This window comes from Alkalibacterium putridalgicola (assembly GCF_040959045.1).
Lineage (GTDB): Bacteria > Bacillota > Bacilli > Lactobacillales > Carnobacteriaceae_A > Alkalibacterium > Alkalibacterium putridalgicola.
Window position 1 is genome coordinate 1271406 of the sequence record NZ_CP162615.1, and the last position, 24845, is coordinate 1296250.

31 protein-coding genes are annotated in these 24845 nt (G+C 39.2%); 28 read left to right on the top strand and 3 right to left on the bottom strand.

Annotated features, from left to right (window positions below):
* Positions 1 to 60 precede the first annotated feature (60 nt).
* From AB4027_RS05935 to AB4027_RS05990, 12 genes are all read left to right on the top strand, one after another.
* Positions 61 to 441, top strand: a complete 381-nt coding sequence (locus AB4027_RS05935) for a hypothetical protein (RefSeq protein WP_368644665.1) — start codon at positions 61 to 63, stop codon at positions 439 to 441.
* The gene (locus AB4027_RS05940) at positions 438 to 647 is read left to right on the top strand and encodes a hypothetical protein (protein ID WP_368644666.1); all 210 of its coding nucleotides are present in this window, start codon (positions 438 to 440) and stop codon (positions 645 to 647) included. Before AB4027_RS05935 ends, AB4027_RS05940 begins: the two co-directional genes overlap by 4 nt.
* Positions 648 to 669: 22 nt before the next feature.
* The gene (locus AB4027_RS05945; RefSeq protein ID WP_368644667.1) at positions 670 to 1662 is read left to right on the top strand and encodes a hypothetical protein; all 993 of its coding nucleotides are present in this window, start codon (positions 670 to 672) and stop codon (positions 1660 to 1662) included.
* Between the two features lie 55 nt (positions 1663 to 1717).
* Positions 1718 to 2479, top strand: a complete 762-nt coding sequence (locus AB4027_RS05950; protein ID WP_368644668.1) for a hypothetical protein — start codon at positions 1718 to 1720, stop codon at positions 2477 to 2479.
* Positions 2480 to 2636: 157 nt separating this feature from the next.
* Positions 2637 to 3230: a type IV toxin-antitoxin system AbiEi family antitoxin domain-containing protein gene (locus AB4027_RS05955; RefSeq protein WP_368644669.1), complete on the top strand. Its 594-nt coding sequence runs from the start codon at positions 2637 to 2639 to the stop codon at positions 3228 to 3230.
* Entirely contained in the window at positions 3227 to 4060 is an 834-nt protein-coding gene (locus AB4027_RS05960; RefSeq protein WP_368644670.1) for a nucleotidyl transferase AbiEii/AbiGii toxin family protein, read from the top strand. The genes AB4027_RS05955 and AB4027_RS05960 overlap by 4 nt, the downstream gene beginning before the upstream one ends.
* A gap of 151 nt (positions 4061 to 4211) precedes the next feature.
* The gene (locus tag AB4027_RS05965; protein ID WP_368644671.1) at positions 4212 to 4400 is read left to right on the top strand and encodes a hypothetical protein; all 189 of its coding nucleotides are present in this window, start codon (positions 4212 to 4214) and stop codon (positions 4398 to 4400) included.
* 131 nt (positions 4401 to 4531) lie between these two features.
* Entirely contained in the window at positions 4532 to 4792 is a 261-nt protein-coding gene (locus AB4027_RS05970; protein ID WP_368644672.1) for an AbrB/MazE/SpoVT family DNA-binding domain-containing protein, read from the top strand.
* Between the two features lie 80 nt (positions 4793 to 4872).
* Positions 4873 to 5130, top strand: coding sequence for a type II toxin-antitoxin system PemK/MazF family toxin (locus AB4027_RS05975; RefSeq protein ID WP_368646409.1), 258 nt, complete (start codon positions 4873 to 4875; stop codon positions 5128 to 5130).
* A gap of 348 nt (positions 5131 to 5478) precedes the next feature.
* Complete coding sequence (locus tag AB4027_RS05980; RefSeq protein WP_368644673.1) at positions 5479 to 6207, top strand: SEC-C metal-binding domain-containing protein; 729 nt, start codon at positions 5479 to 5481, stop codon at positions 6205 to 6207.
* 153 nt (positions 6208 to 6360) lie between these two features.
* The gene (locus tag AB4027_RS05985) at positions 6361 to 6804 is read left to right on the top strand and encodes an HTH domain-containing protein (protein ID WP_368644674.1); all 444 of its coding nucleotides are present in this window, start codon (positions 6361 to 6363) and stop codon (positions 6802 to 6804) included.
* A gap of 17 nt (positions 6805 to 6821) precedes the next feature.
* Entirely contained in the window at positions 6822 to 7742 is a 921-nt protein-coding gene (locus AB4027_RS05990; protein ID WP_091482215.1) for an IS3 family transposase, read from the top strand.
* Here the strand turns inward: AB4027_RS05990 and AB4027_RS05995 are convergent.
* Positions 7657 to 8079: a hypothetical protein gene (locus AB4027_RS05995; RefSeq protein WP_368644675.1), complete on the bottom strand. Its 423-nt coding sequence runs from the start codon at positions 8077 to 8079 to the stop codon at positions 7657 to 7659. The genes AB4027_RS05990 and AB4027_RS05995 overlap by 86 nt on opposite strands.
* Before the next feature lie 655 nt (positions 8080 to 8734).
* Between AB4027_RS05995 and AB4027_RS06000 the strand changes: the two genes are divergently transcribed.
* From AB4027_RS06000 to AB4027_RS06050, 11 genes are all read left to right on the top strand, one after another.
* Positions 8735 to 8902 carry a hypothetical protein gene (locus AB4027_RS06000; protein ID WP_368644676.1) on the top strand — a complete coding sequence of 56 codons (168 nt, stop codon included), beginning with the start codon at positions 8735 to 8737 and terminating at the stop codon, positions 8900 to 8902.
* The gene (locus AB4027_RS06005) at positions 8899 to 9498 is read left to right on the top strand and encodes a hypothetical protein (RefSeq protein WP_368644677.1); all 600 of its coding nucleotides are present in this window, start codon (positions 8899 to 8901) and stop codon (positions 9496 to 9498) included. Before AB4027_RS06000 ends, AB4027_RS06005 begins: the two co-directional genes overlap by 4 nt.
* An 87-nt stretch (positions 9499 to 9585) precedes the next feature.
* Entirely contained in the window at positions 9586 to 9846 is a 261-nt protein-coding gene (locus AB4027_RS06010; protein ID WP_091479429.1) for a transposase, read from the top strand.
* 32 nt (positions 9847 to 9878) lie between these two features.
* Positions 9879 to 10730 carry an IS3 family transposase gene (locus AB4027_RS06015; protein WP_368646410.1) on the top strand — a complete coding sequence of 284 codons (852 nt, stop codon included), beginning with the start codon at positions 9879 to 9881 and terminating at the stop codon, positions 10728 to 10730.
* A gap of 419 nt (positions 10731 to 11149) precedes the next feature.
* Positions 11150 to 11410: a transposase gene (locus AB4027_RS06020; protein ID WP_080145561.1), complete on the top strand. Its 261-nt coding sequence runs from the start codon at positions 11150 to 11152 to the stop codon at positions 11408 to 11410.
* A gap of 32 nt (positions 11411 to 11442) precedes the next feature.
* Positions 11443 to 12294 (top strand): IS3 family transposase, encoded by an 852-nt coding sequence (locus AB4027_RS06025; RefSeq protein WP_368646411.1) that lies wholly within the window; start codon positions 11443 to 11445, stop codon positions 12292 to 12294.
* Positions 12295 to 13090: 796 nt separating this feature from the next.
* Positions 13091 to 13240 (top strand): Lin1244/Lin1753 domain-containing protein, encoded by a 150-nt coding sequence (locus AB4027_RS06030; protein WP_368644678.1) that lies wholly within the window; start codon positions 13091 to 13093, stop codon positions 13238 to 13240.
* A gap of 195 nt (positions 13241 to 13435) precedes the next feature.
* Positions 13436 to 13828 carry an Hg(II)-responsive transcriptional regulator gene (gene merR / locus AB4027_RS06035; RefSeq protein ID WP_017186745.1) on the top strand — a complete coding sequence of 131 codons (393 nt, stop codon included), beginning with the start codon at positions 13436 to 13438 and terminating at the stop codon, positions 13826 to 13828.
* 24 nt (positions 13829 to 13852) lie between these two features.
* A complete protein-coding gene (gene merA / locus AB4027_RS06040; RefSeq protein ID WP_168009096.1) occupies positions 13853 to 15493 on the top strand; it encodes a mercury(II) reductase in 1641 nt (546 codons plus the stop codon).
* A 241-nt stretch (positions 15494 to 15734) separates the two neighbouring features.
* The gene (locus AB4027_RS06045) at positions 15735 to 17057 is read left to right on the top strand and encodes an ISL3 family transposase (RefSeq protein ID WP_368644679.1); all 1323 of its coding nucleotides are present in this window, start codon (positions 15735 to 15737) and stop codon (positions 17055 to 17057) included.
* A 126-nt stretch (positions 17058 to 17183) separates the two neighbouring features.
* A complete protein-coding gene (locus AB4027_RS06050) occupies positions 17184 to 17504 on the top strand; it encodes a hypothetical protein (RefSeq protein WP_368644680.1) in 321 nt (106 codons plus the stop codon).
* A gap of 107 nt (positions 17505 to 17611) precedes the next feature.
* On the opposite strand, the gene AB4027_RS06055 is transcribed toward AB4027_RS06050, so the two are convergent.
* Positions 17612 to 18825, bottom strand: a protein-coding gene (locus tag AB4027_RS06055) for an IS3 family transposase (RefSeq protein ID WP_245746652.1) whose coding sequence is annotated in 2 segments (ribosomal slippage) — positions 17612 to 18540 and positions 18540 to 18825 — 1215 coding nt in all. Because the reading frame shifts where the segments join, the coding sequence is not laid out codon by codon here.
* 148 nt (positions 18826 to 18973) lie between these two features.
* On the opposite strand from AB4027_RS06055, the gene AB4027_RS06060 reads away from it, so the two are divergent.
* From AB4027_RS06060 to AB4027_RS06070, 3 genes are all read left to right on the top strand, one after another.
* Positions 18974 to 19378 carry a DnaD domain protein gene (locus AB4027_RS06060; protein ID WP_368644681.1) on the top strand — a complete coding sequence of 135 codons (405 nt, stop codon included), beginning with the start codon at positions 18974 to 18976 and terminating at the stop codon, positions 19376 to 19378.
* 317 nt (positions 19379 to 19695) lie between these two features.
* A complete protein-coding gene (locus AB4027_RS06065) occupies positions 19696 to 20337 on the top strand; it encodes a hypothetical protein (RefSeq protein WP_368644682.1) in 642 nt (213 codons plus the stop codon).
* 203 nt (positions 20338 to 20540) lie between these two features.
* Positions 20541 to 21050 (top strand): heme-binding protein, encoded by a 510-nt coding sequence (locus AB4027_RS06070; RefSeq protein WP_368644683.1) that lies wholly within the window; start codon positions 20541 to 20543, stop codon positions 21048 to 21050.
* 121 nt (positions 21051 to 21171) lie between these two features.
* Here AB4027_RS06070 and AB4027_RS06075 read toward each other — a convergent pair whose 3' ends face one another.
* Positions 21172 to 22806, bottom strand: a complete 1635-nt coding sequence (locus AB4027_RS06075; RefSeq protein WP_368644684.1) for an alpha/beta hydrolase — start codon at positions 22804 to 22806, stop codon at positions 21172 to 21174.
* 178 nt (positions 22807 to 22984) lie between these two features.
* On the opposite strand from AB4027_RS06075, the gene AB4027_RS06080 reads away from it, so the two are divergent.
* Complete coding sequence (locus AB4027_RS06080; RefSeq protein ID WP_091487586.1) at positions 22985 to 23263, top strand: DUF427 domain-containing protein; 279 nt, start codon at positions 22985 to 22987, stop codon at positions 23261 to 23263.
* Between the two features lie 159 nt (positions 23264 to 23422).
* A complete protein-coding gene (locus AB4027_RS06085; protein ID WP_368644685.1) occupies positions 23423 to 24736 on the top strand; it encodes a CHAD domain-containing protein in 1314 nt (437 codons plus the stop codon).
* The last annotated feature ends 109 nt before the right edge of the window (positions 24737 to 24845 follow it).

The window sequence follows — 24845 nt, forward strand, 5'->3', positions numbered from 1 at the left end:
AAAAGTAAGAAATTCAAAAATCTTAATTGATTAATATAATTAATAACAGGAGGAGACTAAATGACAACTACGCCTAAACACAAAACAAAAGAAAGTTCGGAGCTTATAACAGAAATTGAACAAAAATATCCTTTGGCTAAAACAATTAAGAATGAACAAGAAGAATACATTAATGAGACATCTACTTACTTTCTTGAAAATATCAAGGATCATAAGATAACTGTTAAAGAAAAACTAGAATTAACGACAACTATAAATAATTCGTTGTCCCTTGACATTGATAGATTATATTCCGTTGCTGATAGAACCGTAGATGAATATGAAGATATCAGTAAAGATGAACTAAGTATTGTACTTTTACAATTAATAGCTACTACTAATAAGAACAAATTAATGAGAAAAATCGCTAAAAAATTAATTAAGAAAGTTGGAAAAAAATGAATGCATTTTTTAAGGGCATCATAAATTTTTTAATTCAATTTTTAAAAAATCATCAGAAAGAACTAGAAAGTTTAATGTTGATGATAGTAAGATCTATTGCAGAAGATGTAATCAAAAGAAAAAAACAAGAAACTCAAGTACAAGATGAAACTATTAATAAAACCTACGACGAGGATATCGAGGTAGAACAATCTCCTCTTAGTTAATTAGATTTAAGGAGTGAAAATAGTGTATAGCATCAATGGTAAAGAAGCCGAAAAAATTCCATCTGTTACTTTTTCTGAATTAAACCTTTTGGAAAATGATATCGAAGAATTGATTCGTAATAATATAGAGATGATCTGCGATGAAGAAGAATCGATGCTTATTGTAGGTAAACAAGTTAGAAATGAAAGAAACGGTAGAAGCGATTTAACAGCCGTTGATAACAATGGCAATATTGTACTTATAGAAATTAAACGTGATATGAGAGATATAGTTAGCCGAAAAGAAGCTTTTGAATTCCAGGCAATCAGGTACGCTGCGAGTTATGCAACGATCAATGATACAGATGATCTTGTCAAAAAAGTATATTCACCATATATAGAAAAAAACAAATCTGAATTTGATATTGGAGAACTGACATCCTATGAGTTAGGTATTCGTAAGCTTAATGAGTTTCTTGAAACAAATAACGCAGATAAAAGTTTTAATGAAAAACAGCGGATTATACTAGTTGCCTCTGAATTTGATGAACAGACGTTATCAGCTGTGGCATGGTTGAACAACAACGGGGTGGATATCAGCTGCTATCAGCTTGTCCCTTATAAAGTTAATGAAAATATCTTATTCTCTGTAGAAAAGCTTTTGCCTGTAACAGATTATATGGATTACTTTGTTAACTTAATAGATAAGTCATCTTCATTCAAAAGAAAATCTGAAAAACAGAGCACACGTCGTTCCTTACCTAAAATAGATACTATGCTCGAGTGGGGAGTAGTAAAAGAAGGAGATACAATAATTGCTAAAGGAAAGGGAGATGAAGCAGAGCTTCTCAAAAATGGGAATGTGATCGTCGATGGTGAAGAAAAGTCGATGCAAGCCTGGTTAAAAGCATTATACGGCTGGTCAAGTATCCAAACTTATGTATTCGCATTTCATAAAGAAACCGGAAAGTCATTATCTGAGATTCGAAAAGAGTATATGGAGAGACAAGAAGAACTGAATAGCTTAAATGAATGAGCTCATATTACGTACTTAAAAGTACCAATTATATAATAGCTTCAGGAGGTGTCAAATGGTATCAGTTACAAGTAGAACAAGAAAAGTAAAACAGCCATATGGCGGCTATTTGCCAGTCAAGCAAATGGATAAGTTTAAATATGAGGATGATTTTGAATTAAATAATACAAAAGATGACTTCTTGTCGCCTGTTATAACTGGCTTGGCAGTGGATTATCTTACACGGTTAATGCTTGGTAACAACAAGAAAGATGTTTTCTACATTAGTCTTAGAGGTGCACAGTTCATAAAAAAGCATACTCAAGCTATAGAATTACTAGAGAATATCAACGGCCTTGACAGCCGTTCAATAGTCAATGCATGCAAATTAGTTGGTTTTGATACGGTATTCAGAGCGGGTCCTGCGACTTATAAACCCATAGAAAATATAATGCCTAGCGACGAATCAATCGAGGACATTAAAATCATGGTTAATAGAACGATCAATTTCTTCAACGACAATGGACCAATCATCTTAAGCGGCTTTACTTTTGAAGAGGGTTATTCATCGATAATTACTACAGGAGATGCAGATTTCTTGACTTCAAAGACGTTATGGGACTTAAAAGTGTCGAAAAATTCTATTTCTTCAAAACACACGTTACAAATACTCGTGTATTACCTTATGGGGTTGAGATCCATACACAAAGAACACTTTGAAAACCTTGAAACCATAGGACTATTTAACCCAAAGCTTAATATAGCTTATGAAAAAAATACAGAAGATATCGATAAAGAACTGATCAGTGTTGTATCAAAAGAAGTGATAGGTTACTAATTAGCCATAGCAAAGTAAATTTTACCATTAGCGATCGAAACATAGTACTCTAAGGTACGAGTATAAAATCTAGCTGAATACCATAGAATCTCATTTTTTACATTTACGCTAATATTAAGTATAATTATAGCGAGAATGTAAAAGGAGCGTGAGAAGAATGGATTATCGAGAGATGTTAGAAGACTTAATAAATGATAGTGACGGGTTAGTCTTGACTAAAGATGTCGTTAATGCAGGGATCCCTAGACAGTATCTCACTATTTTCACTAAAGAAGATAAACTGGAACGAGTAGCTCAAGGCGTATATTTGAGTCCAACTACATTTGATGACGAGATGTACCGTATCCAAGCGAAAAACCAAAGAGTGATTTTCTCTCATGAAACAGCATTATATCTGCATGATCTTACCGACAGAGATCCTCTTGAACTAACTGTGACCGTCCCAACTGGATATAATGCGACTCATCTCAAAGAAGACGGTCTTGTCATTCACACCGTAAAAAAATCATTTCATCAACTTGGTACTATAGACATGAAGACAATGTTTGGTAGAGATATTAAAGCTTACAATAAAGAACGAACGATTTGCGATATTATTAGAAATCGAAAGAACATGGATCCTGCTATCTTGACTGAATCTATAAAAAGATATCTTAATCTGAAAGATAAAAACATCCCTCTTTTATTAAGATACGCAAAGAAATTAAATATAGAAAGTATTTTAAGGGAATATTTGGAGATGTTGCTATGAAAAGTTTAAGACAAGTCAAAGACTTAATTAGAAATAGGGCAAAAGAAGATAATGTGAATGCACAGGTCCTCCTAAGAAACTATATGCTGGAAAGACTCCTTGAAAGAATTTCCTTATCTGAATACAAGAATAAATTTATATTAAAAGGTGGGATGTTGGTAATGGCGATGGTAGGTGAGAACAAGCGATCTACCATCGATATGGATGTTACAGCAAAGCATTTCCCTGTTAATTTAGAATCTATAGAGGCTGCACTCAAAACTATACTGGCTGTGGATGTGGATGACGGGGTCTATATGGAAGTAAGCAAAATAGAACAAACAAGAGCCGACGATGAGTATGACGGATTCAGGATATCGCTTAATGCGTTTTTAGAAAATGCAAAAGTCCCCATAAAAGTAGATATAACTACAGGGGATAAAATCACCCCCAAAGAAATTTCCTATAAGTACGAGTTATTGCTGGAGGATAGAAATATAAATGTTCTTTCATATAATCTAGAAACAGTTATAGCCGAAAAATTAGAGACCATCATCACAAGATCAACTGCAAATACGCGCATGAGGGATTACTACGACATTTACATTCTACTAAACGTTCATGGGGACCAGTTAGATAGAGAATCATTAGCTGATGCACTCAATGAAACAGCAGAACATAGAGGTACAACCCATGTACTTTTAGAAGGCAAAGAAATTCTTTTAGAAATTTTTCAAAGCAGCTTATTATTAAATCACTGGACAAGGTATCAAAAGAAATACAATTATGCTGATGAAATTTCCTGGAATCAAATAAATATTACCATCACTTCTCTATGGAATAGTTTATAAAATAACTCGAGAATATTTACGGTATGATGAAAAATATCCTCAAAATATTTTATTGGTTTTTAAGTGCTAGATTATTATTTATCTTCTAAACCTATTTTATTCCATTCAACTCATGATACAATAGTTTCAAATTAACGAAGCGAGGGACGATATGAAGAAATCTGAAGAGGAAAATTTTGAAGATTTTGTTTATAGCGATAGCTACTTCTTCATCGCAAGTCATACCAGTGGAGGGGCTCATTACAGCATAACTATGGAAGAAGCCAGAGAACAAGGACTGCTGGAAGAAAATGAGTTGAGCAGTGATGAAGATGATGAAGATTTAGAGTTGCCGTTTTAAATTGCAGATGACCTTCAAGGAGACAATACTTATCCCTTGAAGGTCATCTTTCGCTTATACTGATCGCCAATGTAGCCACGCTGTATAAACAATGGTAAAATCAAGGTATAAAATACGAGGAGGGCACAGTTATGGCTACAGTTAGTAAAAAAGTTTATAAACAAGCTCAAAAATGGGGAAACAGTATAGCAATACGCATTCCAAAAGAGATGGCAGATGATTTGCACATTATAAATAAAACTAACGTATCGATAGAACTTGTGAATGGTAAATTGGTGGTTGAACCAGAAAAGCAGAAACTATCCTTAGACGAACTACTCAGTCAAGTGACGGATGATAATAGACATGACATGACTGACTGGGGTGAAGAAGTAGGTAGAGAGAAATGGTAAACTTTCCTAATGAGGGCGATATCATTATGTTAAATCTTTCCCCAACTAAAGGGTACGAACAAAGCGGATTTTGACCGTGCATATCTCTTTCAGATTCAAGATTTAATAAAGTCCTTGGTTTAAGTATCGTCGCACAGATTACCAACCATAAGAAAGACTATCCATTTGAAGTAAATCTGAGCGATGGAATGACAACTACTGGAGTTATTCTAACAGATCACCTCCGCTATGTTGACTTAAAAAGAAAAACGTTTAAAATTATAGAATCTGCTCCAGCATCACTACTTGATGAGTGCAGGGAATATGTATTTTCGTTTATGGGTGGAGAAGATGTTTAGTCGTTTTAAAAAATAACAACACATATCTATATACGCTAAATTGATCATTGGAATAAATGGAACACGCATATAATTTAAAAATGGCTGTTTTTTTTGAGCTCTCTTCAACATCAATTCAAAAAAATTAATGCCAAATTAAGTTAGATGTTGTATAATAAACTTAGGGAATCCCTCCTGGAGTACTTGTCTTTTTTAGACAACCTAAATGTGCCATATGGAGGGGTTCCTTTTTATATTCTGGTGTTCTTGTTCTGGAAAACTTTGCTTTATTAAGTACTATAAACGATAAATATGAAATTGGCTCGATTAGATGGAAAGATTTTCTAAAAGACTGACTGGAGGAAATACATGAATTCACTTTCTCAATATATTGTAACTTTGACCCGTCTTTACGGTGCGGTACACAAAGATGTGGTCGCTGAAATCTATAATGAACAACAGGACGAGCAGATCACTTCTCAAGAAGTTGAAGACTTTTTCGATGCATCGGTTCAAGAAATCGAAAAGCACTTTGCTTATAAAGAAGGCAATTATTTCGTTCATGAGACAATTCTCGTATATGATGATTTGGATGAGACCTTGTCTAAGCAAGCAGGTAAACCGCGGTACATTCCTGATAAGAATGAATTAATGAAGTATATGGATGAGTTTTACTTCTATAAATCTGAAGCATACAAAAAACTGTATGATCATGTATTAAAATATCACGTGGATGGTAATGAAGAACGAGCTGAAGCCGCCTGCGAAGACGCTGAGGGAATGATTGAAGTCAATGCTAGTTTTGGAACAGTTATGTCTACACTCGATAACATGGGTGTGGAATTTAATAGCAAACAGCAGCGAGATAAAGTCAAGCGATTAGTCAGGAAGCTTCAGGATAACGTAAGACTATGGACAAATAAAGGGCATACGAATCAAGAATTAAAAGATTTGGGGTACAGTACTGCTGGTAATGCATCTGCTGGCAATCAAGTACTAACCAAAAAATTAGGGCGCAACGATCCCTGTCACTGCGGGAGCGGAAAGAAATATAAAAAGTGTTGTCTTGATAAAGATCAGAAAATGAACGCCCGATAATTTTATATGGTCAGGTCGAAAAGACTCTATTGAAGAAATAAACTGGACCCTATAGAATAGACACGGATAAAAAACCCTTATTCGTTCTCTATTTTATAGGGTTCTTTATTGTATAATGAACCCAACTATATGAGTTCAAAGGAGAGCGTTGACATGGGAAGAAATTATTTTACAGAGGAAGAGCGAAGAGAACTTGAAGAAAATCCTTTTGTAGAGAAAGCATCAACTAAAGCAGTAACTTACTCAGAGGCATTCAAAGACCATTTCGCTAAAGAAAAAGCTCTCGGAAAAGGACCTACGCAAATTTTTAGAGACGCAGACTTTGATGTGATAGCGTTAAGGAAAGACCGTATAAAGACTTTTTCCAGACGAATTAAAAATATGAGCCATCGCCCAGAAGGATTTATGGATTTACGTAGTGAATCCAGTGGAAGACCCCGTACTAAAGAAAGAACTCAAGAAGAAGAAATCGCACACTTGAAACATAAAGTCGCCCTTCAAAAACAACAGATAGATGCCCTAAAAAAAACAAATTTTATCCATCGGAAGGCCAAGAGGGCTTCACACAAGAAAAATTCCAACTCATTAAAGACCTAACAAAACGAGATCATAATTTGTTAAATATATCATGGCTATGTGAGATTGCTTTAGTTTCACGTTCGGGGTATTACAACTGGTTGAAATCTGAAGAGAGTCGAAAGAAAAAAGAAGAACAAGATCAGCACGATTTTAATTTGATACTTGAAGCCTATACACATCGCGGCTATGATAAAGGATCCAGAGGGATCCATATGCGACTGTTACACATGGAGATACTCATGAACCGGAAGAAAATCCAGCGCTTAATGAGAAAGTTTGGACTGTTCTGCCCTATAAGAAAACCGAATCCGTATAAGCGCATGGCAAAAGTACGCCAGGAACATGCGTTAAAACCTAATCTCGTTAACAGAGAATTTAGAGCCTACGGTCCACGAACGATCCTCTTAACAGATATCACCTATCTCTTTTACGGGCGAGGAAGGAAAGCTTATTTATCTGCCGTGATTGATGCATTCACGAACCAGGTCTTAGCGTATCAATTAAGTGAATCCTTAAGTATTGATTTTGTTTTAGAGATGATTGAAGACCTTTTGATCAACCATGACATTTCAAAACAACAGAAAACCCTGATCCATTCCGACCAGGGCATTCACTATACAAGTATAAAATTTCAAAAATTACTCGCGGATAAAGAACTGCGTCAATCTATGTCACGAAGAGGAAACTGTTGGGATAACGCTCCCCAAGAATCCTTCTTTGGACACATGAAAGACGAAATAGCTTATCTTGGTGATGTTGAGGCGTTCTCAGACCTTCACCCCATTATTGATGACTATATGGATTATCATAATACAGAACGCTATCAGTGGAAACTGGCGAAATTATCTCCTAATCAATATTATGATTATTTTAAAACGGGTGTGTATCCCCTGAGTCATTTGGTGAAAACGCCTGATTTTCCTGAGATTCAAGTACCGATAGAATATCCTCATTAAAGCGATCAAAATATTTTTCCTCTAATTGTGTCCATTTTTCGGGTTTGAAAACAGCAGGATAATAAAAATCTAAATCCAGTTTTGCATGAACATAGAGGTCGTATTCCATTTCGATAGCTGGATATTTTAAAATCCATTTCAACCGATCAATCAAATAATCTTCGGAATACATTTGATCAGTCACCTGGCGAAAGGAGTGGAAGTACACCCTCTGTTCGCTTTCAGTCAATGTTTCAAAATAACATAACATCCAGTTTGGATAAACGCGTTCTGTATGCATGTCTCTAAAGATTGAGAAACCAAGGGTTTCTAGGCTATTAAAATCCTTCTTATTCATTTTTTTGTTGGATAATCCCCACCCAAAATCTAAGTATTGATCCAGGCTTAAACGTATTATCGCTCCTCCTATGACGTTATCATAGAAGGAGCGATAATAAATTATAAGGGGTTTTTATCAAACTGTCCTTGACATGGGGTCCAGTTTAAAACAAGCGATCGAGTCTTTTTTTTAATTGATTTATTTGTAGACAATTTTTCTAAAAATACAATTGAGTGAAACTTTGTTAATAGGTGATACGATGTCTGTGATTATATCTCCTATTAAAATATATTTCATAACTTTCATAAAAAACTACTTCATTTAGGTTACACTTCCGACTTTCTTTTCGTTAACACTATGGGAGAGATTTTCCCAAATAAAATGAAAAGAGAGTATTTAAGATACCACCACCACTACAGACAGATTAAACTTATTTTCCACTGGATGTTTCGATCGATTAGGAAGACAAGATCGCTTTGATCGAGGCTGATTTTGGACTTAAAGGTTTTGAGGTGATGGACAAACTTTGAAATTGGTTAGAATATTCTTTAGTAAGTGGTCCTTTCAAACGCTTTTTGTTAACCTTTGTCAAGTTAATAATCTTGACAGAATACAATATTTGTTCTATATTTAACTTATTAGAGGAACAGCTTAAATGATTGGAGATGATATCATGTCAACAAATTCAATTACACAACCTATGCACATAAAAGCAAGCCAATTGAAGGAACTTAATGATAAAACCCAGCTTAGTTCTACAATGGTTGAAATTATGGTCAAGAATAGAGACGTATACAAAAATATAGGTAACCGTGATATCATTAAGTCTTTAAAAATATGAGTGAAACTACAATTCAAAGTTTGTCAGACTTAATTGAGATACATGGGGAAAAAAAGATTCAACAACTTCTGGCTACTTTTAAAAGTAGAAACGAGGATGTTGAATCTTTTTTAACTGACAAGAGAAAAGCCATAACATTTGATAAGTATAATATTTCCAGAGTATATTTATTATTAGAAACGGATGCTGCAATCACCAAACTAAGAGGGTATATTTCTTTATCTTTCAAATCTGTATATATAGAAGAGAATACAGTAATTAGCAATCGTAAAAAAGGAAGATTAGGAGTATCCCCGGATGAGGACTCGTTTATCGCTTTATTGATTGCTCAATATGGTAAAAACCAGAATGAAATACACGAATGTGATCCAAAGCAATTATTAGGTTATGCAATCGATTTGTCTATAGAAACACAAAAAAAGATTGGTGGTTTAACCACTATATTGTTAGAATGTGAAAAAAGTAATGACAAACTGAATCTATACTATGAAAAATTGGGATTCCAAAGATTACAGTTTAGTAATAAGTTGAGTCAATATTATATTTTTATTAATAAGGGTACGGAACCCATAAGGGGATATTCCGAGTCTCACTAAAGAACAAAAAGATACTCATTTGATGTTAGTATGAAATCCTGGACACGTTTTGATAGAATAAAAACTATCGAAAAGGAGTGTCTATCGATGTCAAACCGAAGAACCTATGATGTCGACTATAAGAAAACGCTAGTCAGTTTGTACGAAAATGGTCATTCAGTAAAGAATTTAAGTGAGGAACATGGCATAGCAGAACAAACCATTTATCGGTGGATCAAAAAATATTCCACAGATGAAAAAACCGGGTATTCTGAAGCAGATATCGAAAAAATTAAAGTAGAGAATGCCCGTCTTAAGACAGACAATGATATCCTAAAAAAGGTCTTAGCCATGTTCACTCAAAAATAGACCGCGATGACTTTATTTTCGAACTCAACGCAATCAAAGACGACATCAATTTAAAGCGAACACTGGAATTGTTTGATATTCCACGCTCAAGTTTTTATGAACGTGTTAATCGCGAGGAATCGCATAGAGAGCGTGAAAATCGGCGTATCCTCAAAAAAATTGAACGCATATGGGAATCAAGTGGGTGTGTGTATGGTGCCCCGAAAATTCATGCAATCTTGGTTACTCAAGAAAACGAAGACTGCAGTCTCAAACGTGTCCAAAAACTGATGCATAAACAAGGTATTCGTTCCATTACACAAAAGAAATGGCGGCCACACAGGTCCGCTGATCCTGTGCCAGACGATCGAGTAAACTTGTTAAATCAAGATTTTTCTACCACCGGATTGAACCAAGTATGGGTAACGGATATCACCTATATCTGGACAGGCAAAGATGAATGGAGTTATCTATCTACGATTATTGATTTATATTCACGGAAAGCCATTTGGTCATTTAGCCGACAGATGACTGTGGATCTGGTCTTAGATACTTTAATAAAGGCAACCCAACGATACGGTGCGGCCGAAGGCCTCATTCTCCATTCTGATCTTGGTTCGCAGTACACAAGCGAAGCGTATGAATCTGCGCTGGAAAAACAAGGGATTCGTCATAGTTTCAGTCGGAAAGGGAGTCCTCACGATAATGCCGTAATCGAATCCTTTCATTCTATCGTAAAAAAGGAAGAAGTTTATCAAAAGAATTATCCTGATTTCGATACGGCTTATAGAGAATTATTTCAATACATTGAAGCCTTCTACAATCGGAAGAGAATCCACTCGGCACTTGGGAACCGAACGCCCCTAGCCATTGAGCAAGGATACTTAGATCAAGCAGTCATTTAAGTTAGACGGAATCATAGGACGGTTAAATAGAAAGACTTTAGCTTTCCTCATGGTTTCGGTAAATGTTCTAAAAAGCGTCAGCGGTTAGAACGTTTACCGAAACCTTGAGGCCTCAAAACGGGTCCATGTTTCATTAAGAAATTCTCTTAAATCGTGTCCAAGATATTGACGTAATACCAATTATTAATTAGAGATATGCTTCCACTAAAGTAGTTTGTTAACAACGTAAACTACTTTAGTGGAAGTTTTGTTTATTCACATAGTGAGCCTAAGGGTAAAGCACTTGATAATTTGTTGCTAATAAATACAGGACTTTACTCAAAGGGAGAACCCTGTATTTTTTGAGTAAATATGATGTTAGTATGAAATCCTGGACACGTTTTGATAGAATATAAACTATCGAGAAGGAGTGTCTATCGATGTCAAACCGAAGAACCTATGATGTCGACTATAAAAAAACGCTAGTCAGTTTGTACGAAAATGGTCATTCAGTAAAGAATTTAAGTGAGGAACATGGCATAGCAGAACAAACCATTTATCGGTGGATCAAAAAATATTCCACGGATGAAAAAACCGGGTATTCTGAAGCAGATATCGAAAAAATCAAAGCAGAGAATGCCCGTCTTAAGACAGACAATGATATCCTAAAAAAGGTCTTAGCCATGTTCACTCAAAAATAGACCGCGATGACTTTATTTTCGAACTCGACGCAATCAAAGACGACATCAATTTAAAGCGAACACTGGAATTGTTTGAGATCCCACGATCAAGTTTTTATGAACGTATTAATCGCGAGGAATCGCATAGAGAGCGTGAAAATCGGCGTATCCTTGAAAAAATTGAACGCATATGGGAATCAAGTGGACGTGTGTATGGTGCCCCGAAAATTCACGCACTTTTGGTTACTCACGAAAACGAAGACTGCAGTCTCAAACGTGTCCAAAAACTGATGCATAAACAAGGTATTCGTTCCATTACACAAAAGAAATGGCGGCCACATAGGTCCGCTGATCCTGTGCCAGACGATCGGGTAAACTTATTAAATCAAGATTTTTCTACCACTGGATTGAACCAAATATGGGTAACGGATATTACCTACATTTGGACAGGGAAAGATGAATGGAGTTACCTCTCCACGATCCTTGATTTATATTCACGGAAAGCCATTTGGTCATTTAGCCGACAGATGACTGTAGATCTGGTCTTAGATACTTTAACCAAGGCAACCCAACGATACGGTGCGGCCGAAGGCCTCATTCTCCATTCTGATCTTGGTTCGCAGTACACAAGCGAAGCGTATGAATCTGCGCTGGAAAAACAAGGGATTCGTCATAGTTTCAGTCGGAAAGGGAGTCCTCACGATAATGCCGTAATCGAATCCTTTCATTCTATCGTAAAAAAGGAAGAAGTTTACCAAAAGAATTATCCTGATTTCGATACGGCTTATAGAGAATTATTTCAATACATTGAAGCCTTCTACAATCGGAAGAGAATCCACTCGGCACTTGGGAACCGAACACCCCTGGCCATTGAGCAAGCATACTTAGATCAAGCAGTCATTTAAGTTAGACGGAACCATAGGACGGTTAAATAGAAAGACTTTAGCTATCCTCATGGTTTCGGTAAATGTTCTAAAAAGCGTCAGCGGTTAGAACGTTTACCGAAACCTTGAGGCCTCAAAACGGGTCCATGTTTCATTAAGAAATTCTCTTAAATCGTGTCCAAGATATTGACGTAATACCAATAATTATTGCTCTTAAGACTGTTATGATAATTGGATATATAAGAATGATCGCCTACTTCAATGAGTCCACATACCTAGCGTAGAACTATCCTTCATTTCCCACTATTTCAAATCACCAGAGGCATCAAACAAAGAACTACGGGGTTTCTTAATATCCTATTTAGACTGCGTCCCAGTGAATGTGTCTTGCAGTTATACACAGATTAGTTCCTTCCGAATTGCTGCTTTCTTCTTTATAGATATGCTATTTAGTAATGTTAACAGAACAAGGGGGAGACTTTTTCAACTTTTTGTAATTACTAATTCCTCCAAATGATCTTTAATTATTTTTCTTTTAATAGTGTTTACTCATTTGTTTATTACTGAAATCATGTTACGTGAGACTAAATAGAATATCTTAAATCTTTTAAAGATCATCGGCATAAAAAGAACATTAAAAATATTCATCCTGAGAAGTATGAAGAGAAAACCGAGTCCTAATTTGCTACTAATACTCATATTTCTGAGAGCTGTTATATAAAAATGCACAGATATGGTAACACTTCCCAATTTCTTTTCGTTATTACTAAGGGAGAGACTGTTCCCAAAAATTAAAAACGAAAAGAGAGTGTTTAAAATGGCGCGACCACTACAGACAGGTTTGACTTATTTTCCGCTGGACGTTTCGATCGATCAGGATGACAAGATCGCTTTGATCGAATCGGATTTTGGTCTCGAAGGTTTTGCGGTGACGATCAAATTAATGATGGGTCTTCGGAATATATAGTGGAATTACTTTTTTAATAGTTTAAAAACAACTGGTGTTTAAATCGGATTTTCTAGTGGGATGTTAGGACAATCAATAGTATTATAAAAGTATCAATCACATACGAGTGATACGTTGGGAAAAAAATAAAATAGTCCAATTTACTTGACCGTGTACTATGGTACACGGTTTATAATATTCATGGGGTGAAATAAGATGATTTACCGCATTAGTGAGTTTGCAGAAAAATGTGGCGTTAATAAAGAAACGATTAGATATTACGAGCGAAAAAATTTACTACAAGAACCTCACCGAACGGAAGCTGGTTATCGGATATATTCATATGATGACGTTAAGCGTGTTGGGTTTATTAAACGAATACAGGAACTTGGATTTTCTTTAAACGAGATTTATAAATTACTTGGTGTTGTAGATAAAGATGAAGTTCGTTGTCAAGATATGTTCGAATTTGTTTCTAAAAAACAAAAGGAAGTTCAAAAACAAATAGAGGATTTAAAACGAATTGAAACTATGTTAGACGACTTAAAACAACGATGTCCAGATGAAAAGCAATTACATTCGTGTCCAATAATAGAAACATTAACATGAGAGATTAACGAAAGGGGCTTTATTATGAATAAATTTAAGGTAAACATTCAAGGAATGACCTGTGCGGGTTGTGAAAAACACGTTGAATCAGCACTTGAAAAGATAGGTGCTAAAAATATTGAGTCTAGTTTTCGTCGTGGTGAAGCAGTATTTGAACTACCCAATGATATTGAGGTTGAAAGTGCAATAAAGGCGATTGATGAAGCAAATTACAAAGCCAGAGAAATTGAAGAAGTATCATCACTAGAAAACGTGGCGTTAAGTAATGAAGACAATTATGACCTTCTTATTATTGGTTCTGGTGCTGCTGCCTTTTCATCGGCAATTAAAGCTATAGAATACGGTGCAAAAGTTGGAATGATTGAGCGTGGAACGGTTGGGGGAACCTGTGTGAATATTGGCTGTGTTCCGTCAAAAACTCTTCTTAGGGCAGGGGAAATCAATCATTTATCAAAAGACAACCCGTTTATAGGTTTACAAACATCCGCTGGAGAAGTGGATTTAGCTAGTTTAATCACGCAAAAGGATAAATTGGTGAGCGAACTTCGGAATCAAAAATATGTGGATTTAATTGATGAATATAATTTTGATTTAATTAAAGGTGAAGCAAAATTCGTTGATGCTAGTACGGTTGAGGTCAATGGGGCAAAGTTATCTGCAAAACGCTTTTTAATTGCAACAGGTGCATCTCCTTCGTTGCCCCAAATTTCAGGACTTGAAGAAATGGACTATTTAACTAGTACAACACTTCTTGAGTTAAAGAAAATACCAAAACGATTAACTGTAATTGGTTCAGGATACATTGGAATGGAGCTTGGACAACTATTTCATCATTTAGGTTCAGAAATAACGCTTATGCAAAGAAGTGAGCGACTTTTAAAGGAGTATGATCCTGAGATTTCAGAGTCAGTTGAAAAAGCGTTAATTGAACAGGGTATAAACCTTGTCAAAGGGGCAACTTTTGAGCGTGTTGTACAAAGTGGAGAGATAAAAAAGGTTTACGTAACAGTAAATGGCAGTAAAGAAGTTATTGAATCAGATCAGTTACTTGTTGCCACTGGAAGAAAACCAAATACGGATTCTTTAAATTTAAGTGCGGCAGGTGTTGAAACCGGAAAAAATAATGAAATCCTGATCAATGATTTTGGTCAAACAAGTAATGAAAAGATTTATGCAGCAGGAGATGTGACGTTAGGACCGCAATTTGTATATGTAGCAGCCTATGAAGGTGGAATTATTACTGATAATGCTATCGGTGGGTTAAACAAAAAAATAGATTTATCGGTAGTTCCTGCTGTTACGTTTACGAATCCAACGGTTGCAACGGTTGGTTTAACAGAAGAACAAGCAAAAGAGAAAGGGTATGATGTGAAGACATCTGTATTACCTTTAGATGCTGTTCCAAGAGCAATTGTAAACCGTGAAACAACCGGTGTATTTAAACTAGTAGCAGATGCAGAAACACTAAAAGTATTAGGGGTTCATATTGTATCTGAGAATGCAGGAGATGTCATCTATGCAGCATCATTAGCTGTTAAATTTAACTTAACGATAGAAGATTTAACAGAAACCCTAGCACCATATTTAACAATGGCTGAAGGGCTAAAATTAGCTGCACTTACGTTCGATAAAAATGTTTCGAAATTATCTTGTTGTGCAGGCTAAGGGAACTTTTTTTACAATTCCCTATTCAAGTGAACCAGCTAATACTGTACTAAAGTGTGCAGTAGTTTAGCAAAGTCTACAAAAGGATTTCATACACTATTTTGCGATCACTCATTATATAAATGCTTTAAGGGATTTTCTAAGTGCATTTGTGGTCACAAAAATAATTTAACACTGATGATTTCGACATCAAATCTATATTTGATACCTTAACACCGCAGAGTAATAAAGGATGAACAATATGTCAGACTTATTATCCCTACCAGACATTAAAACAATAGAATCACCACAAGAAAATGAAACCGATATGATGTTTAAAGTTGAAGCAGTCGGACCACCTGAACGTTGTCCTGAATGTGGTTTTGACAAGTTGTACAAACACAGTTCAAGAAATCAACTAATTATGGATTTGCCCATTCGTTTAAAGCGAGTGGGCTTACAATTGAACCGTAGACGATACAAGTGTCGTGAATGCGGATCTACCTTCTGGGAACGCCTAGTATCTGTAGATGAAAAGCGTAGTATGACCAAAAGGCTTTTAAAGTCTATTCAAGAGCAATCCATGTCTAAGACCTTTGTAGAAGTCGCAGAAAGCGTTGGCGTTGACGAGAAAACTATTAGGAACGTTTTTAAGGACTATGTGGCACTCAAAGAACGTGAATACCAGTTTGAAACTCCTAAGTGGCTTGGGATAGACGAGATACATATTATCCGAAGACCTCGGCTTGTATTGACTAATATTGAACGCAGGACTATTTATGACATCAAGCCTAACCGTAACAAGGAAACAGTCATCCAACGTCTTTCAGAAATCAGTGACAGGACTTATATTGAGTACGTCACAATGGATATGTGGAAGCCCTACAAAGACGCAGTGTACACTATCCTTCCACACGCTAAAGTGGTCGTAGATAAGTTTCATGTAGTTAGAATGGCTAATCAAGCCTTAGATAACGTCAGAAAGTCTTTGAAAGCTCATATGAGCCAGAAAGAAAGACGTACCCTTATGCGTGAAAGGTTTATCCTTCTAAAGCGTAAACACGATCTAAATGAACGTGAATCATTCCTCTTAGAGACTTGGTTAGGTAATCTTCCTGCCTTAAAAAAAGCCTATGAACTCAAAGAAGAGTTTTACTGGATATGGGATACTCCTGATTCAGATGAAGGTCGTCTTCGTTATAGTCAATGGAGACACCGTTGTATGTCCAGTAACTCTAAAGATGCATATAAAGACCTCGTGAGAGCCGTAGACAACTGGCATGTCGAAATATTCAACTACTTTGATAAAAGGCTCACTAACGCTTATACGGAGTCAATTAACAGCATTATTAGGCAGGTAGAGCGAATGGGTAGAGGTTACTCGTTTGATGCCTTACGAGCCAAAATCCTTTTCAATGAGAAGCTCCATAAAAAGCGTAAGCCACGATTTAATTCAAGTGCTTTCAATAAAGCTATGTTACACGATAATTTCAATTGGTATGAAGTGAATGATCATAACATTACAGACAACTTTGGTGTCGATTTTTCCACACTTATTAAGAATTTGGAGAAGGGTGAGTTATAAGCCCTTTTCCACCATAAAATCCGAATACCCTTAATGATGAAGATCTATGCGGAAGGGTATATGTACCACTGGGGCGAGAAAGAACTGAAGCTCTTCAGTTGAAAAATTGGTGTGGAGGTGTCACTCGTGTCTGCGGTCGCTGCTGCAGGGCTAAGGTGGGGCCTCTTTAGTCAGTCTTTGTTCGATGACTACGGTATCTTGACCAGCCACGGGATCCAGAAGCGCTACTTTGAAGCCGTGAGCCGACGCAAAAACGTGAATGCCGTGAAAGAGTATTTCCTGCTGTCTGAACAGGAAACTGAAAAGTACACCAATTTATCTATCGTATCCCTTTATTCTGAAATAACTTTAGAAACAGTTGAAGAAGAGCCGTCTTTGAACTCAGCCGAGTTAATGTCAACATTAACTACACTGGAATGTCAACACATTATTGAACAGAAAATATAAAGTGTAAAAGATAATTAAGTTCACGTTCCTTTTGCCTCTCTCAACCGAATGGCGGAAGCCTTTCGTTCAATCGATCGGCTAATTAATGTAACAGTCTGTGTCCACGACTACAAGGGCAAGACCACCCTTTCCGTCCTGGTCCCATACTGTTTTGACTCAGTGGCCGACCGATAGACGAATGACTTAGATTTTCCATTTTCAGACTGTTCTTCTTCCCAAGTTTTACGATAGTCTATGGGAGATTCGTAGTTTAGTGCGCCATGCGGACGAAAATTATTCCACCAATGGACGTAGTCCATAAGTTGGACCTGCAGTTCATAGAGTGTATCGAATCGGTTGTCGTAGACAAATTCAAACTTAAACGATTTATATGTCGATTCCGCTACGGCATTATCATACGGGTTTCCTTTTCTACTTAACGAGCGTTCAATATCAAAGGTATCCAATAATTCATCAATCGTATGGTTATCAAACTCTTTTCCTCGATCGGTATGAAAAGTGTTCACCATATGTAGATCGCCCTTAACTGTCGCCATGGCCTGCATGACTAATTCAGCGGTCTTATGCGGTCCAGCGGAATAACCAATGATTTCACGATTAAATAAATCCAGGATGAAACACACATAAAACCAGCTGGTTGCGACTTTGACGTAGGTCAAATCTGTGACGATTACTTTCATCGGTTCTTCTTGAGAGAACTCACGGTTCAGGATGTTTTCTATTCTAGCTTGATTAACACCGGTTCTCTGGGGTTTGTACGAGGGGTGATTATATTTTGAGACGAGATGAAATTTTCTCATTATACGACCGATACGACGGCGAGAGACAGTAAATCCTCTCTTTTCAAGTACAGGCTTCAATTTTCGCGTGCCGAAGGCATTATTACTTCTTGCGAATTCTTCAATGATTGCTTGTTCGAGTTCTGACTCACTTTCTTTCTTTTTGGCTTCATAATAATAAGATCCTCTGTTGATTTTAAGGGCACGGCACATCGCTGATATAGAATACTTATGTTTATTTGCTTTAATTACTTCGACCTTCGCCCGAATATCAGCGCCGCTTGCTTTAAAATATCATTTTCCATTTCTAGTTGAGCATTTCGCTTCTTTAACTCTCTCAGTTCCTTTTGTTCAGGGGTCAAATTATCCTGTGCTTTGAAAGAACCAGAGTTAGTATTTTCGCGGACCCAGCGGTCAAAAGTGGAAGGAGTGAGTTCGTATTCTGAAATGATTTCATTTCTAGGTTTTCCTGCTTTGTGCAGGTCTACGATTTGATGTTTAAATTCATCTGAGTAATTGCGTCTCTTTCTACGCGTTGACATAATAGATTCCTCCAGTGTGTTTCTTTTAGTATACACACCTTATCTTTTCTGTCCAACTCAGTGTAACCTATCCAACACAAAGTATAGTAGAGGAAAGGAAAGTAAAGAAAAGGAAAGTATATTATCATCCGTGAGTGAAAGAGGACCATTGAAAACCGATGATGATGTGTCGACTCTAATCGATGCTTACAAGATAAAAATCGAGAACCCGACAAGACAGGTCGAGCAGCAACTCGCCTATTGGCTCACGGTCTTTGAAGCTGCAGTGATCCATGAAGCCATCAGCCGTACACATAAGAACGGAAAGTCTTTCAGTTATCTGACTGCCATCCTTTCAGACTTCAACCGTAAAGGCGTGAAGACATTGCAAGACATCGTGGCTTATGATCAGTCGTTCAAACGCCATAAACAAGGCTCCGCTAAACAGACAGCCAAGCAGGAATCCTTCCCACTGTGGGCATCGCCAGATTATAAAGTCAAAGATGAGCCGGTCGACGAAGCGACGATTCAGAATATCAAAGACACCCTTGAAGGCATAAGAAGCAAAAAATAAGTCTGGATGGAATTGTACCTTCTGTCCCTTGTGCAGGAAAATAGCCGTTTACAGTGTCCGGGAAAGATTCCGGTGCTGCAAGTCATAGAAACGAGACAGCACCCCGTAGACGACTTATTTTGGGTCGCACAGGTCAGCATGGTTCCAATCTTGGGTTGTTTATTTTCAGCATGCAGCGGACTTAAAAACAAGTAACAGCTTTACTTGACAATTTTTTACATGTTTTTTATTGTTAATATATATACATAAATGATGATATTGCACGATCAGTCACTTTTCCTGACCGTGAGACAAGCCAACAAATACCAGGAGGGGATATGGAAAATGAAAAGATATGTCAACATAGCCGCACTAGTTGTGGCTATGTTGACATCGTTATTCTTAGCGCCTTGATCGTTAATGTGGGTCTTGAATTAGCAGCTGAAAACGAGGCCCGGGCTGAAGAATATCAGATTGCACAAGAGACTGAGGTTGTAAAAATTCAGGACGAACCGGAACCTGAACTTCAAGTCCAGATAACGGCAATTCATCCAGCCGGTCATGGATTCATCACGTGGTATTATACAGTCCAAGGCGAACCGATCGATCACGAAGAAGTGACGACGTCAGGATTCGAAATCTCTCCGGAGGGGGATGTCGTATTCATTCTGGACCGGCCAACCGACGAAACCGTTTACAACCGACTCGTCGGCGCGATTAAAAGTAAGCACGAACAGGATGCACGTGCTATTCATTTCATGGAAGGCTATATGAATGACGACATGACGGAAGGCACGATGCAGTACGCAAGCAGCGAACAAATTATGGGCGAAGTACGGTTCACGTTCGAAGCAGACGGCGAAATCATTGCGAACGCATCCGACTGGGACGCATTACCGGAAACAGACGAACGGACATTGCAGGATTTCAAATCGACCGCCAAAAGTATGCTTGTAAACTGGGGCGCATATAACCGCTGACCGATCAGACGGATAGACATCGACTAATAATTTTAGGGCGTGATCCTGTGGGGTGGCGTCTGTTTTGGCTGTCCGAAAGCCTGTCTAAAAAAGCTGAAACAGCATGCCAAATCCATCAGTCCGGAAGCGATCATTAAGGGTTTTGTATCAAAAATGATATACTGTCCGTAAGATCATCAACCTTTAGGGAACTGAGTGAGACGATGGGAAATTATGAGACACCCGATTATGAGGTGCTGGAAAAAGAGGACAGCTTTGAACTGCGGAAGTATGGTCAGTTCTATATCGTGGAGTATGACAACCGAGCAGACCCGGATGTCGACCGCGGCTTCCGGACCTTGTTCAAGTATATATCCAGTGAAAATAAGGACAATGAAAAGATATCGATGACCATACCGGTGATCCAGGAGGAGACCAACGAGAACAGGAAAATGGCATTTGTTGTGCCGGAGAAGTACTGGGGACAGGTACCGGAGCCGACTGATCCGAATTTGAGTATCAAAAAATTTAATGAAGGCGTGTTTGCGGTCATCCAATTTTCCGGCAAGCGGAGCAGCACCAAAGAAACGAGCATGAAAGAAAAGCTCGACAAGTGGATCGCCGACAAAGGACTGGATAAACAGTCGGCCTTTATGGTGGCCTCATACAGCGGTCCGTTCACGCTCCCGCCATTCAAGAAAAACGAGATCTGGGTGAGAGTGAAGAACGTTTAAGCACACCTTAATTAAATAATGCAGCGTCATCGCATTTAAAAACACGTATATCGGACAGAGGAAATATCCTCTCTCTCGATACACGTGTTTTCTTTGTCATTTTTTAAAAGGGATTTTGAGCTCACCGGAACTGATACATGAACCGCTCCATGTAATATAGGAAGGTCTGATTGTAGACGCCGGTAAAATAGAGGTCGCTGGCGTGTGACCCATACGGCAGCCAGATGATGGCGATGTCACTGTTATTCGCTTCTACATACGCTTCTTTGAAAGCAATTGTCACCTGCGGCTCGACAAGGGTATCAAGGGTTCCCTGATAGACTAATGCCGGCGGACTGTCTTCTTCCACCAACAGAGCCGGGTCGATCAGTTCCTCTGCATCACCCACACCTGGGAAGCTTGCCAGATCGTTGGCCGGGTAGAAGGGAATGATGCCTTTTACCGTGATCCGTGTGTCGATGAGTTCGGTGTACTGGCCGCTGGAGGCTCCCAGTGCCAGCGCGTTCGCCAGGTGTCCGCCGGCCGAGCCGCCTGAAACGAAGACAGAATCGATGTCTGCGTCATACCGTTCATGATGATCGGCCAGATACGTCGTGAACAGACCCAGATGGCGTACCATGTCTTTGACGGAAAAGTCCCCGGTGACATCATCGGGAGCAGACAGCAGGCCAGAGAACTGTCTCGCCGCATTCAAGCCATACTGGACGTCGAACACCACATAGCCTTGTTCGGCAAAGTATTTGTTGACCTGGGAAAAGTTCTCAGGACCCTTATCGCCGGAATTCCAGCCGCCGCCATGGATCCGGATCAGCACCGACCCTTGTCCCGGTAGGTCGGCTGCGTTTTCTGTGGGTGTGTAGACATCAAAGCGCAGGTCTAGGCCTTCATCCACGCCGCTGTCACCTTGATAATACTGCACATCTTCTTCCAGCTCATAGTTGCCTGAAGGAGTGCCGAAGAAGAAGGCGGGCAGCGACACAGGCAGTTCTTTGAAGGCGGGGACCGTTTCGTCATCGTCCTGCCAGTCGTCTCCAAACGCCGCTGTATAATTTTCTTCCGCTTCCTCCAGCATGGCAGGGATAGAGAAGAAGGGGAGCCCAAAGACCACGTACAGGGTGGTGCCAATGAGCAACACGCTCATCCCTTTTAATGACCGCCAGTCAAAAGGCGAGACCTTGAGGAAAAGCCCGGCCGTACTTAAAAAGATGAAACTGAAAAACAGACTGTACGGGGAGACGGCGGCTTCGATCACACCGACACTGACGCTCGTGACCATCGTAACGGCCAGAAAGACGCCGACCAGTAAGACGAACCCCAACAAAACACGGAGCGTGATGCGCACGACTTTGACGAATGTTGTTTCTGTCTGTCGTGAAAGAGTGCGGCGTGTATGTCCTCGCCGGTTTGTATGTAGGAACGAGATCCCGGCCAGCAGGGTGCCGACTACAAAGAGCGATAAGAACAGGACGATCGCCACCAGACTTCTGGATGCTGTGTCGGCGGGGTCCAGAGAGGCAAGCGTCGTTAAAACCATAATGCCGATCATGCCGGCACTAGACAAGACCAGGTACAAGGCAGACCATTTCTTCTGATCGGGCTTGATTATACTGGCGGCTATATTCCCGGTCAGCGTCAGGATCGCCAGTATCCCATAGGCATTCCAGAAGATACCTTCTCCGGGGGATAAGACATAAAAGAGACTTAAAACAAGGGAAACACTGTTCATTACGACTAATGACTTTAAAAAACGGTTCATGATCTTCCTCCATCGTGTGCGGATTTTTACTGTCACTTTAATTGTAGCCGGTCACCGCGCCAGTTGCAATCATTCGGACCGCAACGTTCAGTGGGCCTTCGTCAAGCGCTCATACTTTTCATGAAGCAGCCTCTTGGCGTATACTAGAGTAGGAGAAATGAAAAGAGGAGGAGTCAAGATGAAAGCTGTCTATAAAAATACCGTCCTTGCAGAAAGTGACAACACAGAAGTGGTAGAGAACAATCATTATTTCCCAAGAGAAGACGTGAAAATGGAATGTCTCACAGAAAGCGATAAAGAGTACACGTGTCCATGGAAGGGCGAAGCGACCTATTACCATATTATCGTGGATGACGAACAAATAGATAACGGCGCCTGGTCGTATGAAGATCCCAAAGAAAAGGCCAGACACATCACGGGACATATCTGTTTCGACAAGAAATTCGTGAAAGAATAAATGCATAAATGAAACGGCTCTGCTCATGTGGTCTTCTGATCGATGGGCGGAGCCGCTTTTTTGATAGAAAATGCTTATTACTCAACTCTTTGGCCACTTTTGGTATACTAAAGGGAGAAGTATCAACTTGAACAGGCATCGACTAAAGGAGAGATCGATATGTCAATAGAGCTACTTATGATCCGTCATGGAATAGCCGAAGACCGCTCAGCGGATGTAGACGACAGCAAGCGTCAGCTGACTGAAGAAGGCAAGGAGGCGTTTGACGCTTTCATCTCGTCCGTCAAGAAAAATCTGGCGACCGAACGGAACGTTTTCGTGTGGACCAGTCCCTTAACCCGCGCCAAACAGACGGCTGCTATCCTGACTGAAGAGATGGGTTGGCCGGCAGCGGATGAGAAAGAGTTTTTAGAGAGCGGCGACTACACAGCTTTCAGGAATGAAGTCAAGACACTGGATGACGATACTCGAGTTGTGTGTGTCGGGCATAAACCTATCCAGGGAGACTGGGTCGGCCTCTTGACCAGCAGACCGTATTCATTCAAAAAAGGCGGAGCAGCTCTGATCCGTTTGAACGATGACCGGACTCAAGGTAAACTCCTTTGGGAAAGTGACCCGAAGAGTAAAAAAAAAGTAGATGAAACAGTCGCACCGATCAGAAAGATCCTTATGCATCGTGCAGAAGCGATGGAAGAGTCCTACTGGCACTTCCAGAACAACCCTTATTCTCCGGAGCGGACCCACGAATTTCGGGTGAATATGCGAAAACTGCGGTCCCTGCTGCATTTCGTGAAACCACTGATCGGCAAAGAGACGTACAAGGAAATGAATGACCAGATCAAAGATTCATATCACCGACTGGAGCCGCTGCGTGAAGGGGATGTCCTGATCGAGTCCTGCAGCGAGCGGGCCCTAAAGGAACCGGAGCTGGTCGACGATTATTTTGAAGTGTTCCGTTACTTGCATAACGAACGGCGCAAGTGGATGCGAACGCGTCTGACCAAGGGCATGACGGCCGCGATCGAAGACATGCTTGCCGATACAAAAGAGGGGATCAGGCAGCTCTCTTTCGATCTGGACAAAACAGACGACGGCGATATTGAGGCTTATTTGAAAGACCGCTTCAAATCCAGAAAGAAAAAGGTGTACAAAGCTTTTGAGAAAGCCGACCACTCGGACCATGAAGCCGCTCATAACGTCAGGAAGCAAGCGAAAAAACTGCGTTATGCCGTCAAGGGCTACAAAGACCTTCTGCCTAAAAAGAAAGCGAAAAAGGCGAAGAAGAAACTGAAGACTATCAAAGACGAGCTGGGCGAGATCGGGGATCTGTATGTCAACAGCGAATGGCTCAAAGATTATGCCGAGAAAGTGGATGATCCTAAGCTTGAAGAGGCGTTCACTACGCTCGCAGACCGGCAGCTGAGTCAGCGCGAAGACGTGATCGATGACGAACCCGATTTGAATGAGTCGTGATAGGAGAAGCGGAAGACATCTATTTAAATAAATGAAAATGAAGCAGAAAGCATCAGAGGCTGTGATCGGCACAATCTCTGATGCTTTTTATATGTTAAAATGTAACCCT